This is a genomic window from Mucilaginibacter sp. BGA-UO-ETr-C110, assembly GCF_059567985.1.
In genome coordinates, this window is sequence record NZ_JCAQPB010000002.1 from 3,076,837 (window position 1) to 3,089,807 (window position 12,971).

The window sequence follows — 12,971 nt, forward strand, 5'->3', positions numbered from 1 at the left end:
TTTCAATTCTCCTAAGTGTCATGAGGTATACCACCGTAACCTTAACCGTTTTAACTATTTGCTGCAGTACACTGCTGGCCAGCGAAATAAAAGGGCAAACCATCAGGGATGTTAACGTTAACCTTGGCGTTAACAATAACAACCTGGAGTACGCGGTAAAGCAAATTGAAAAACAAACAGATTTTCGGTTTGCCTTTAAACGCAGCGAAATGAAAGATTATAAGCACATCATGCTGCCTAAGGCTACCCGCACGGTAGAAGAAACGCTTTTGCTGTTGCTTAACCGTACCGACCTGATGTACAAGCAATGGAATAACTATATCTTATTGGTTCCTAAACCGGCACCGGTCAGTAAACTACCAGGAGCCAAGGCTCCGGTAGTGGCCGATGATATTACCGTAAAAGGAAAAATAACCGACAAAACTACCGGTGAACCGCTGGTAGGTGTATCTATACGGGTAAAAGGCAGCAATTTAGGCGTAGTGACCGATGCCGGTGGCTCCTACACTATTTTGGCTCCGGATAACGGTATACTGATAGCATCATACATTGGCTATCAAACCGCGGAAGTTCATATCAATAAAAATCGCCAGCTCAATATATCGTTACAACCGGCGGCCAACAATCTGAATGAGATCGTAGTAGTAGGTTATGGCTCGCAAAAGAAAGGCGAGATCACATCGGCTACAGCCCATACAGACAGTGCCGATTTCAGGCAAAGCGGCTCACGTAACGCGCTCGACCTGATACAGGGTAAAGTGGCAGGCCTGCAGATCACCCGTACCGGTGGCTCAAACCCAAACTCGGGTGTTGCTATACAATTGCGCGGCGTGATAACGGTATCTGGTGATGCCAGTCCATTGATTGTAATTGACGGGATCCCGGGTGGTAACCTCGATCTTTTGCAGCAGGACGATATTGAATCGATAGACGTATTAAAAGATGGATCTGGTGCGGCGATTTATGGTACCAGCGCCAATGCCGGTGTAATTTTGGTAACTACCAAAAAAGGTAAACCCGGCCCGCCACAGTACGCCTATTCAAACTACTTTCGGAGGGAATATCTTTCTAAAAGGCCAGACTTTTTAACCGCGTCGGAATTTAGAGATAAGATCAAATCGGGTCAGTTGGATGCTACTGACTATGGTCATACATCCGACTTTTTTAACGACCTGGTACACAAAAACAACTTGTCGCAAAACCACAACTTTTCATTAATGGGTGGAACCGACAAGACTAGCTACCGTGCCAGTATCAATTATCGTAACCTGGAGGGTTTTGCCCTACAAAATGACCGCCGGGAATACACCCTTCGCTTAAACATTAACCAGAAAGGTTTAAAAGACCGTTTAACATCACAAATAAACCTGGTGACCAACTTTAACAATGCCAATTTATTAGGCGGTGGCGGTTGGGAAGATCAGCTAAGTAAAAACCCTACACTATCTAACTACAATCCCGACGGCAGCTTTTATTTTGAAAACACCAGTACCAACCAGCTTGCCCGTTTAATGCAGGAAACCAATAAACGTAAACAACAAACCACTGCCGCCGACGCCAAGGTTGATCTGCAGATCATTGATGGTTTAAAGGCATCAATTTTTGGTTCGGTACAACGCGACAGCTATATTGATGGTGCTTACCGCGACCTGAAAAGTGAGTTTTCTATTGAAAATGATGTTTATAAGAACGGAGGTTACGCATCAAGAGCAACTGCTTTAAGTCAGAATTTTGCCATTGAGCCTACTATTCAGTATAACCGTACGTTTGCGCAGAAGCATACCATTACCGCGATATTTGGTTATAGCTACCGCTATAATGTTTACGAAGGCTTTAGCGCCAATAACTATGGCTTTGTAAACGACATTTTTGAAGAAAACAACCTTGGCGCCGGTAACCAGTTATCTGCCGGTAAAGCAGGCATGGGAAGCTATAAAAACGATAACAAGCTGATAGCTTTTTTTGGCAGGGTGAACTACTCTTTTGATGACAAATACCTGGCCCAGTTTATACTGCGTAAGGAAGGCTCATCCAGATTTGGTGCCAACCATAAATGGGGATATTTTCCGGCGGCTTCTGCGGGCTGGGCAGTTACCCGCGAGGATTTCATGAAGAATGTGAACTTCATTAATTACCTTAAGCTAAGAGTTGGTTACGGTATCACCGGTAACTCGGGCTTTAGTAACTATGCCTCGCTGGTTACATTGGGTACGGGTGGTATCTATCGTTTCCCTGATGGCGAATACCGCCAGACTTACGGGCCCGACCGTAACCCCAACCCTGACCTTCGCTACGAGAAAAAGAAAGAGCTGAACATTGGTGCCGACTTTACCATTTTTAATAACCGCATAACAGGCGCTATTGATGTGTATAACCGCAAAACGCAGGATCTGTTAGATACTTATGTAACACCGCAGCCACCATTCATCCGTTCCAGTATCTATGCTAATGTGGGTACCATCTCGGCAAAAGGTATTGAGTTGTCATTAAGTTTTTCCGCTATAAAAAACAAAAACTTTAAGTGGAACATGGATGTAACCGGTAGTACCACCAAAAACACGCTGGATACCTACTCTAATTCCATTTATAAACAAGAGTATAAAACCTTTGGCGGGATAGGCGGCTTCGGCGCCCTTGGTGATGCTATCCGTACTTATGAAGGGGGTAAGCTGGGTGAGTTCTGGGGTAAACGCTTCGCGGGTTTTGATGCCGATGGTAAATGGTTATTCTACAAACGCGATGGCTCAAAAGTTCATAATGACGAGATCAATAACTCTTTTGACCGCAATGTTACCGACTACGCACCCATTGGTAATGCTATACCAAAGTATTACGCGTCATGGACCAACACCTTCAACTACAAAGGTTTTGATCTGAGGGTGTTTTTAAGGGGTAAATTTGATTACGACATCCTGAATACTACTGCCATATCATATGGTAATAAAGTGAGTAAAACCAACCTGTTGAGAAGTGCCTTTACCAAATACGCGCAGATCAATGATACTTACATGTATTCTGATTACTACCTGGAAAGCGGGTCATTTGTAAAGCTTGACGAGGTAACGTTTGGCTATACCTTTAAGCTAAAAACCAGTTATATCCGTAACCTGAGGATTTATGCATCCGGGCAAAATCTGGCCACCATGACCAAATACAAAGGTAACGACCCTGATTTTATTGCTGATACCGGCTTAGGTCCTGGTATTGACGGCCGTGGCCCGTACCCAAGCACCCGTACTTTTTTACTTGGATTAAATGTTGGTTTCTAATCTGTTTAACATGAAAAAATTAAATCATCTGATAAAATACAGCTTATTAATAACTGTATTGATATGCGGGAATGCTTGCACCAAGCTTGATGAAAAAGCTTATGACACCCTGCTCACAAGCAATTTCTACAATAATAAAAACGAAGTACTTTCGGCCGTTTTGCGTCCATATACTCATGCCAACGCCTGGGTTACACCATCCGGACAGGATGGCTGGTGGCGCCCGAGTGAACTCTCTGGCGATCAGCTGGCATGGCCTACCAAAGGTCGCCACGGTGAAGACGGTGGTAAATGGAAAAGGCTGCATTACCATACCTGGACCAATGACGAAGGCGGGATTAATAATGCCTGGTCATTAATGTACTGGGGCATGGGTTTATGTAATGACCCTATTGAGAACATTACTAAGCTTGATCTTGTCAGATTAGGCATTACGCAGACAGAAAAAGACGCTTATATCGCCGAATTGAAACTGTTGCGGGCATTCCATTACTTGAAACTGATGGATCTGTTTGGCAACATACCTATCGTAACGCAGGTAGGTATACCTGCAAAACCTCCTACTGTGGCGCGCAAAGATGTTTTTGCCTTTATTGAAAAGGAGATTAAAGACAATATTGACAAAGCGCCTAAGCTTTCGCGGGATATGCTTGGCCGGATGACGCAGGCCGGTGGCTACGCTATGCTGGTAGAATTATATCTTAATGCCGAAAAATGGTCGGGCACACCCCGGTGGGACGATTGTATTGCGGCGGCCAACAAACTCATTAACGGTGAAGCCGGCGGACAGAATGGTGTCATGGCTCTTGATCCGAACATCAATGATCAGTTTAAACCTACTAACGACCAATCAAAAGAGGTTATATTTTCCATTAGTTACGAATTTCAGAAGGCTAATTTTCAACCATCCTGGACTGGTGAGTTTTATCACTTCCAGCAACAGTTTATTTATGGTGGCAGCCGTAATGGTAACGACGGCGTTGTTTTAATACCGGGTGTATATACCACTTTTGATGATAAAGATCTGAGAAAAGCTGGTTGGTTACTGCAAGGCCCTATGATCCGTTTTGATAATCATCAACCGGTTATAGCCACAGGAGGCAATGAATATGACGGGCAGCAACTGGTATTTGTCGATAACATCCGCAAAAACAAAGTTGCCGCGCAAAACGGTACCGATCCTAACGCCCTGCCCTCTACCATGAGCGAGGGTGAGGAAAACAGTGGTGTGCGTTTTAATAAATATAAATTAGGTAACCAGGTAGCCGGTTTTGGCGGTATAGCGCCTGACCTTAACTATAATAACACCGACTGGAACATTTACCGCTTAACCTGGATATATTTTGCCAAAGCCGAAGCCATTATGCGCAAAAATGGTGGCACCACTACAGCCGAAGCCGTACAATTGATCAACGATTGTAAAAAGCGGGCGTATAACGATGCCGACTGGGCAGCCATTGCTTACACTCCTGCTACTTTAACACTGAACGAACTACTGGCAGAAAGAGGTCGTGAGTTTATTTTTGAAGGTTTCCGCCGTGATGACCTCATCCGTTTTGGCAAGTTTGGTACCGGAAGCTGGTGGGATCATCAGCCAAGTAATCAAAACAAGGAGCTGTTCCCGATACCACAACAACAAAGGGCACTCAATTCGGCTCTGACCCAAAACCCGGGTTATTAATCGGTCACCCATAACATAAAAAAAAGCGCGGTCTGTAACAGACCGCGCTTTTTATTTATTCGAATATTTAGTCTTTACTTAAAACTTATAGGCAAAGCTTAAAGCAAAGCTTCTTTGCGCTTGCGGGTTTATTGACCAATAGCTGGTATAATATTGTTTATTGGTGATGTTATTCAAGTTAAATGTGATCCTGTAGCTATCAGCATTATAAAACAAGCTCGAGTTGATCAGCACATAACTTGGCAAATAAAATACGCCGGTTACGCTATTGTCAATTGCCTTTTGCTGGCTGGCATAATTACCACCAACTCCAAAACCAAAGTTCTTTAAATTGCCTTTCATAAATTTATAAGTAGCCCAGAAATTGGCCAGATCTGGTGCGCCTTGCCCGCCGGGAGTTCTGCCTGGTTCATTATAAAAATCATCGCTATTACCTTTTAATATTTTGATGGAGTTATGGCTGTAACCGGCAAGCAGGTTTAATCCAGGCGCCGGGTTGGCATTCAGATCTATTTCAAAACCCTTACTTCCAACTGTACCACCTTGAAGGTACCCATTTATATTAGCCGGGTCTGTATACACCCTGTCGCTTACTCTGATATCATAGTACGAGGCAGTGATATTCAATTTATCCGACAATAGATTGGTCTTTACACCCACTTCCCATTGGTTAGCATGTTCTGGCTTAAATGATTGCGTGCCCGGGTTATTACCATCGGCATCAGCTATTGAACGCGGATCGACGTTGATGAAAGCGTTCATGTAGTTAGCAAAAAGTGAAACCTTATCCAAAACAGGTTGGTAAACCAATCCAAATTTGGGCGAAAAAAATGTTTGGTTATAGTTACTGGTCGGGTCGCCTTTAAGGCCTTTAGATACGTAATGATCAACCCTTAAACTGGCCATGGCAGCCAATGCCGGTGTAAAATTAACTACATCCGAAACGTAGGCGCTGTAGGCGCTATTGGTAACATTAGTTCTGTTTCCGGTTTTAGTTGCTAAAATATTATCAACCAGGGGCTGAGATAAATATACCGGCGGTATAGTATCATGGGTACCCGGAACCGGATATGCAACTTCACCGCTTTGTGGGGTTACATGTCTTACTACAGCATAACCCGATCCGTTATTGATCACATTACGGCTAAAATAATCTAACCCGATCAGCAACCGGTTCCGCACATTCCCTATCTTGAAATCACCATTAAAGTTCTGTTGAACATCAGTTGTACTGGTTGTGTAATTAGCTTTATTAAAGCTTTGCTCAAAATATTGATCTGTTGCTACGGCATCATCATAAATATAGGTATAGTAACCATCCGATTTTACCGTTGTACGTGAAAGCACCGTTTGTGAGGTCCACTGGCTGGATATTTTATACAGCATTTGCGCCTGCAAATTAAACCTCGGGTTTTTCATGGTCAGATCATTGCTCGTGAATGACTCGTTGTAATTCAGGTTTAGGTCTTTCACATTTTTAAAAGGCAATGGACTATACCTGTCGGATTGGAAAAATATTGGTGCTATTGCCCTTTCTTCCTGCAATATCTCGGTCAGGAAATGAAATGAAAGCTTGTCATTCACTTCATAGGTTAAAGCAGGCGCTATAAAAAAGGATTTTTGAAAGCCAGCGTTTTGAAAACTATTTTGATTAGTGTATGACGTGTTTACCCGCAACGCTACTTTTTCTGTTTTGCTCAATGGTGTATTAACATCGGCTGTAACCCGGTTTAGTCCAAAGCTTCCTACGTTATAAGTTATCTCTCCGCCTGTTTTAAAATAGGGTTTCTTAGTGATGGTATTGATCATACCACCATAGCTTAAAAAGGCTCCACCAAACAACGTCCCCGATGGCCCTTTGATCACTTGTATCTCTTCTACATCAGCCAGGTCAAGATCTCCACTGGTTAAGCCAGGTAAACCGTTTATAAGAACAGGCTGAGCTTCAAAACCACGTATTGCGAAATACGTGCCACCATCACTCGCTCTGCCGGTTGATCCCCACGTTTTGGTAATTCCGGGCACATTACGCAAAGCATCGTCATATACGGTAATTCCCTGTTGTCTTATTATTTCGGACGAAACAGCATTGTAAACCTGTGGGTTCTCCAGATTTTTCAAGGGCATTTTAGCCACAATCGCGTTTACCTTATTTGATTTTTTTGTTGAAACTACAACCTCTTGTAACTGGGTAGAGTTTTCTTTCAATATAAAATTAACAATTAGCGTTTCACCTGACCGTGTCACAACTGTTTGTTCCTTTTTCTCGAGCCCGACAAACGACGCGATCAAAGTATGAGATCCAGGTGTTACCCGTTTGATCTGGTAATTTCCATTTTCATCGGTCAAAGCTACTTTATTGGTGCCTTTAATGGCTACACTCACCAGATCGGCGGGTTTCCCGTCAACTGTTTTTACAGAGCCGGTAATAGTTGCTGTTTGTGCTAATAAGGTTAAGGAGGGTAGCAGGAACAGGATTAAGCAGTAGGTAATCTTTTTTATCATAGTTGGTGTATTTGATATGCCGCAAAAGTATCGTTTAAATTGTTTTTAAACAATATTATTTAAAACCATTCTAAACAAGAATTTATTCACGTCTTTTTTCGCGGGTATCAAGAATATGAACATCTGTTATACAGATATATAATGGCTGATATTTTTAATAAATGTGATGGTATTGAATGTTAGTTTGTAATTTAGAATTATGAAAAACTTACCAATTACAAGCTACAAGGGTATTTCCGGTTTTATCCGGGCGCAAATCATTTTGTCATTGTTCCTTTTTTCAGCGGTCAGTGCATCAGCTGTTTCATTTAAAAAAGCAGCTGATCCTGCTGTCATCGGGCGATGGGACATCACGATAGACAAGGCGGGCAAAAGTTTGCCATCATGGTTGGAGGTGCAAAAATCAGGCACCCACATCCTCATTGGTCGTTTTACTTACGCTTTTGGAAGCGCGCGACCAATTTCTGAAATTAAACCTCATGATGGTAAATACAGCTTTTCCATCCCTCCTCAGTGGGAAGAAGGAAACCGAAATATGGATTTTGAATTTGAGCTTAAGGGTGAGGAATTAGTAGGCACCATGGTGTATACTGATGGGGTTACCTATCATTTTACAGGAGTAAGGGCACCATCGCTGATAAGGGCCAAAGACCCTGTTTGGGGCACACCTGTTAAATTATTCAACGGGAAAGACACCAAAGGCTGGCATACCGATGGCAAAAACCAATGGACCGTGGAGTCGGGCATATTGAGAAGCCTGCACTCCGGCGCCAACCTGATCACTGACAAAACCTTTAATGATTTTAAATTACATATTGAATTTCGTTATCAAAAAGGCAGTAATAGTGGGGTTTACCTGCGAGGCCGGTATGAAGTACAGGTTATGGATGTTAAAAGCGGCGAACCTGAACCTATCAATAACCAGTTCAGTGCCATTTATGGTTTCCTGCCCCCGAACAAAATGATGGCGAAGGACGCGGGAGAATGGCAATCATATGATATTACACTGATCGGCAGGTTGGTTACCATAGTAGCCAATGGCACTACGGTCATCAGCAGGCAGGTGATACCGGGAATTACAGGCGGAGCTATCAACAGTAAAGAAGGCGAACCAGGACCTATTCTGATCCAGGGCGACCATGGGCCGATAGATTACAGGAATATCGTGATCACACCTGCCAAATAACGCTGAAGCCTTATTTTAAATAAAACAAAATGCCTGAGCAAATACTCAGGCATTTTGTTTTGAAGGGCTATCCCGGATAGTAAGTCCTTAGACGAAGATCGCTTAATTCTGTATCTGATTAAACGCCTTGAAGTATGTATCAGCGTATACCTTTCTGAACATGATATAAGTTACGGTTACCATGATAAATGCGATAACGGCATCCATAGTGCTTGCCAGCCCTAACACATTCAACTTGGAAGCAAAGGCAAAAATAATATCGAAGAAAATACCTGCAAATACCCACTCTTTTAATCGGAGCAATTTACCTGGGATTAAAAGAACGATAATACCCAATACTTTGGCAATACCCAATGTGTAAATAAAGTGAGGCGGGTAACCCAACTTCAAGGTGATGTCCCAAACGAGTTTGTTGGTGGTCAATTCACAAAACCCGCTTGTACCAAACCATAAAGAGGTAAGTGCGGTGCCTATCCAATAGATTGTTTTTGTTGTTTTTGGTGTCATGATTTCTTGTTTTTAATTCTTTTGTTGCTTCAAAAATGGCCCTTACTCTTCAGATCACAGAGCAGTTTTAAAGCGAACCGGACAAAATGCATGACGGAAAAGACATTTTTGATTATTAAATAGTATCAAGCTAAAAAATAAAACCCCGTACCAATAGCTGGTACAGGGCTTTGTCTTTTGTAGAGATGAGAGTTAGTGCTTTATTTAATAAACCCCGTAAGGGTGATAATGGAACGTGATGGAATAATTGTTCTTGAACCATCTATTTTGCTGGCCTTAAGCTCATCGCTATGCGACGTTAAGTACGAGCTAGTAAACTGGACTTTGGCATTGCCTGTATTAAACGCTGCAACTACCTCATCAGCATTAGGATTGATGATAACCATAACTATATTTTTCCCGTTTTTAAAGGCCGAAACAAGCAGCGGTTTACTTGATGAAGATGAAACTTGTACGTTAACTCTTACAGCACCTGGTTTGATGAACCTGCTATAGTTACCCATAGCCCAAAGCATTTTGCTGGTGTAAAAATTGCCGTCGGTTTTATTTTTATCGATGTAAATAAGACCGTCCTTATAATCATAGGCCGAAATGGCTGTCCACCATTGCCATGCCGAAGCATTAGCCACCGTAAGATCAGTATGGATCACCGAGGCTAAATATAGCGCTGCGTCAATACCCAGGTCGCGTTTGTTACCGTCCATCTCCCCTGCGTTATCGCCTAAAATACAATACTCGGATTGCCAGTAATCAAGACCCTTTATAGCAGTTATGTTATCTGCCAGCGCCTTACGTGCCTTGATTGCTGTTGGCATTGGCGATGTGGTAAAGTAACTATGCGCTGCTATGGTTTTACTTACACCCGGCAGATCGCCAATGTAATTTGCCGATCCGGGCTTAAAAAAATCATTTATTTGATTGCCCTTTCCCGGTTTATCAACCGTGGTAAATAGATAATTAATGCTTCCGGCTTCACCAACAAGAATTTCTGAACCGATCTTTTTAGCCACAAACGCTTTACTGATGGATCTCATGATGCCGGCAATCTCCGTGTTGTTATACGGGCATCCCTCCTGCCCGCCATCGCTCCAATCCCACTGAGGTTCATTTATAGGACTTATATAGTCAAACTTAACTTTACTTACCTGTTCAACACCCTTTACAACTTTTGCCAGGTATGCAGCAAAGTCATCATATTTATCTGCCGCGATATTTACTTTACCACCGCTCGCATAAGCCTTTTTATTGATGGTGAACTGCACCGGCGGACTATTCGTAAAACCCAAAAACTGCTTTACGCCACGTTTTTTTGCCGCTTTTAAAAACCAAACCTGTCCGGCCTGATTTTGCCAATTATAATCACCATTGCTGGTTAAAAATGATTCGGCACGACGCCACTCATCTTTAATACCGCTTTGATCTGCCTGTTGAGAGCTACCAGCTCCAATGTTAAACCGCCATAGCGACAAGCCTATCCCCTTGGACGAGCCATCGGCATAAGTATCACTGCTAAAAAGCAGATCGGCAATTTTATTTCGCTTATCATCGGGCCAGTTGCCTACAAATTGGCATGACCACGCATCAGACGCGCCAAAATTGCTGATGGTTTGATATGTTTTCGAAAAATCAACGCTGATTGTCGCTTCCTTATTCTGCCCATTGACCAAGGAAACATTAAATGCTAAAGCAATGCCTGTTAAAAGGATTTTTTTTGTTGTAGATAATATCATCATATTCAGATCAACAATAAAGCAGGACCATCCGATCCTGCTTTATTGCAATTTATTGTTGTACGATTTGCCATTGCTGGTTGTTGCCACCACCCCATGTCCATTGTATAATGCCCGCTCCATTAACGGTTGAGGCACCATTAACATCAAGCGCCAGGCCGCTGTTACGGTTGATAGCCTTGTATATGCCATCACTGGTGGCGGTAAGCTGCCATTGCTGGTTATTACCACCGTTCCATGGCCATTGTATAATACCCGCGCCAGTGGCTGTTGAACCACTATTAACATCAAGTGCCAGGCTGCTATTACGGTTAGTTATTTTATAATATCCACCGCCGTTATCAGTAATTTGCCATTGCTGATTGTTACCTCCATTTTGAGGCCATTGTATGATGCCTGCACCATTGGCAGTTGAGCCACCGTTAACATCAAGCGCCTGCCCGCTGTTGAGGTTCAGGAACCTGTAATAAGCCCCGGTATAAAACGTATCTGTACCACCCGCACCAACACCCCAGGCATACTTTAAACGGCTTAAACCCGACGCGTTTGTGGTGGATACGGTTAAGCTTGTACCGGTACCATTAATTTCCTGGATCCTGTAACTATCGCCTGTACGGATACCCGGCCAGTAAACTGCGCCCATACCAAATGCACGCACCTGGTTGGTAAGGCCCTGCAGGTAGGCTATCTCCACATCGCCGCCAATAGCGCCGGTGTAATTTTTACCACCTGTCATCGGGATACCAAACTCCGTTAATACCGCACGGCTGCTATAGCTACCAATGTTACCCTTCAACCTGTTTTCCCATTGCAACGCGGTTGTATTGGTACCATTGCTAAAGAAAGTATAATCGTGAATAGATAACAGACAACCTGAAAAGCGGCTATCGGCACCTACACCTGTAATATCCTGTGAGTAAGAGGTCCCGCTGATGAGGATCCGGCCCTGGGGTATGGATGGATAATTGCTTAACCATTGCGCACAGATGGTTGTCCAGTCGGTTAAGGAATAACCATGCGGTTCGTTAAAGATCTCGAAGTATACATGTGAGTTACTGCCGTATTTGGTAACAATAGTTTGCCACATAGACCAAAACTCCGTAGTGTTATCGATCTTACCATCTTCGGATGACTTGGCTTCCCAGTAGCCCAGTATCACGTTCATTCCTTTGCTTAACGCCTTATCAATAACGCCGGTATAAGAGTTCCACCAGGTTTGTGATACGGTGGAGTAATTTACAGGTAAGCGAACGGTATTTGCCCCTGTATTGGTTTGGATACCCGTTAACACGGCGTCAGCTTTTGCAGATACGGTAGCGTAAGTATCAGACGATGTTAAACCGCTCAGCACCAGTATGCCATCGCTGAAATTGTCACCATCGGCGGCCCAGTTAACGCCTTTGAGTGCACTTGCAGGTGTAGCATTAACTTTGATAGTTTTTGTTTTCACTTCGTCGGGGGATGATGATCCCTTGACCGCGGTAATATCCTTTTTACACCCTGCCATTAAACAACATCCCGCTAATAATAAAATGCTTAGGTTTTTCATAATTTGGTATAGGTTAGTATGAGGTAAAAAAAGGGGGACGAAAACATATCCCTCCCCCTGTATAATGATGATCAATAGCTGGCATTCCGCTGTAAGTAAGCACCGAAAGCACAAGGCCTGCTATTAATACTATTAATTAGTAATACCCACTGTAAGGGTGTTTTGTGCGTTTATAGAATAAACAGCCCCGTGACCATTCGCATTATTGATGAATGTTGGTGTGCTCCCGCCACCATTTAAACTATAATTGTAAGTACCAGGACCGGTAGTGTAAATACCTACAGTATATTGGCCAGGAGTTATAGGGCCATAACTACCAGAGGTCCCAGGCGCAACAGTAATAGTATGGGTGGTAGGTCCACTCAATTCTATGGTACAAGTGTAGGACGTTGTATTATAGTAATTGACACCAATAGTGAACGGGCGGCCTGTGGCATGCTTTTCAATCGTCATGGACTGAGAAAAGAAAAACGAAGAAAAGCATAGGAAGAGAACGAGCATTTTTGTTTTCATAATTGTATGGTTTTTAAGTTAGTATTTGGTT

Annotated in this window: 8 protein-coding genes; 3 read left to right on the forward strand and 5 right to left on the reverse strand. The window is 43.1% G+C overall.

Annotated features, from left to right (window positions below; genetic code table 11):
• Nucleotides 1–20: 20 nt before the first annotated feature.
• Nucleotides 21–3,269 carry a SusC/RagA family TonB-linked outer membrane protein gene (locus AC57BQ_RS13620; protein WP_496406794.1) on the forward strand — a complete coding sequence of 1,083 codons (3,249 nt, stop codon included), beginning with the start codon at nucleotides 21–23 and terminating at the stop codon, nucleotides 3,267–3,269.
• Nucleotides 3,270–3,279: 10 nt separating this feature from the next.
• A complete protein-coding gene (locus AC57BQ_RS13625; protein ID WP_496406795.1) occupies nucleotides 3,280–4,950 on the forward strand; it encodes a RagB/SusD family nutrient uptake outer membrane protein in 1,671 nt (556 codons plus the stop codon).
• Between the two features lie 78 nt (nucleotides 4,951–5,028).
• On the opposite strand, the gene AC57BQ_RS13630 is transcribed toward AC57BQ_RS13625, so the two are convergent.
• A complete protein-coding gene (locus AC57BQ_RS13630) occupies nucleotides 5,029–7,455 on the reverse strand; it encodes a TonB-dependent receptor domain-containing protein (protein WP_496406796.1) in 2,427 nt (808 codons plus the stop codon).
• Nucleotides 7,456–7,654: 199 nt separating this feature from the next.
• Between AC57BQ_RS13630 and AC57BQ_RS13635 the strand changes: the two genes are divergently transcribed.
• Nucleotides 7,655–8,641 carry a 3-keto-disaccharide hydrolase gene (locus AC57BQ_RS13635; RefSeq protein ID WP_496406797.1) on the forward strand — a complete coding sequence of 329 codons (987 nt, stop codon included), beginning with the start codon at nucleotides 7,655–7,657 and terminating at the stop codon, nucleotides 8,639–8,641.
• A gap of 102 nt (nucleotides 8,642–8,743) precedes the next feature.
• Here the strand turns inward: AC57BQ_RS13635 and AC57BQ_RS13640 are convergent, their stop codons facing one another.
• From AC57BQ_RS13640 to AC57BQ_RS13655, 4 genes are all read right to left on the reverse strand, one after another.
• Nucleotides 8,744–9,148 carry a DoxX family protein gene (locus AC57BQ_RS13640; protein ID WP_496406798.1) on the reverse strand — a complete coding sequence of 135 codons (405 nt, stop codon included), beginning with the start codon at nucleotides 9,146–9,148 and terminating at the stop codon, nucleotides 8,744–8,746.
• Between the two features lie 200 nt (nucleotides 9,149–9,348).
• Nucleotides 9,349–10,881 carry a glycoside hydrolase gene (locus AC57BQ_RS13645; protein WP_496406799.1) on the reverse strand — a complete coding sequence of 511 codons (1,533 nt, stop codon included), beginning with the start codon at nucleotides 10,879–10,881 and terminating at the stop codon, nucleotides 9,349–9,351.
• Nucleotides 10,882–10,930: 49 nt separating this feature from the next.
• The gene (locus tag AC57BQ_RS13650) at nucleotides 10,931–12,427 is read right to left on the reverse strand and encodes an RICIN domain-containing protein (protein ID WP_496406800.1); all 1,497 of its coding nucleotides are present in this window, start codon (nucleotides 12,425–12,427) and stop codon (nucleotides 10,931–10,933) included.
• 132 nt (nucleotides 12,428–12,559) lie between these two features.
• On the reverse strand, nucleotides 12,560–12,940 hold the full coding sequence (locus tag AC57BQ_RS13655) for a hypothetical protein (RefSeq protein ID WP_496406801.1): 381 nt from the start codon (nucleotides 12,938–12,940) through the stop codon (nucleotides 12,560–12,562).
• Between the last annotated feature and the right edge of the window lie 31 nt (nucleotides 12,941–12,971).

What these genes read in the sequence shown, in the direction of transcription:
- AC57BQ_RS13635 (WP_496406797.1), top strand. Translation starts at nt 7,655, where the DNA reads ATGAAAAACTTACCAATTACAAGCTACAAGGGTATTTCCGGTTTTATC.
- AC57BQ_RS13655 (WP_496406801.1), bottom strand. Translation starts at nt 12,940, where the DNA reads ATGAAAACAAAAATGCTCGTTCTCTTCCTATGCTTTTCTTCGTTTTTC.
- AC57BQ_RS13630 (WP_496406796.1), bottom strand. Translation starts at nt 7,455, where the DNA reads ATGATAAAAAAGATTACCTACTGCTTAATCCTGTTCCTGCTACCCTCC.
- AC57BQ_RS13645 (WP_496406799.1), bottom strand. Translation starts at nt 10,881, where the DNA reads ATGATGATATTATCTACAACAAAAAAAATCCTTTTAACAGGCATTGCT.
- AC57BQ_RS13640 (WP_496406798.1), bottom strand. Translation starts at nt 9,148, where the DNA reads ATGACACCAAAAACAACAAAAACAATCTATTGGATAGGCACCGCACTT.
- AC57BQ_RS13650 (WP_496406800.1), bottom strand. Translation starts at nt 12,427, where the DNA reads ATGAAAAACCTAAGCATTTTATTATTAGCGGGATGTTGTTTAATGGCA.
- AC57BQ_RS13625 (WP_496406795.1), top strand. Translation starts at nt 3,280, where the DNA reads ATGAAAAAATTAAATCATCTGATAAAATACAGCTTATTAATAACTGTA.
- AC57BQ_RS13620 (WP_496406794.1), top strand. Translation starts at nt 21, where the DNA reads ATGAGGTATACCACCGTAACCTTAACCGTTTTAACTATTTGCTGCAGT.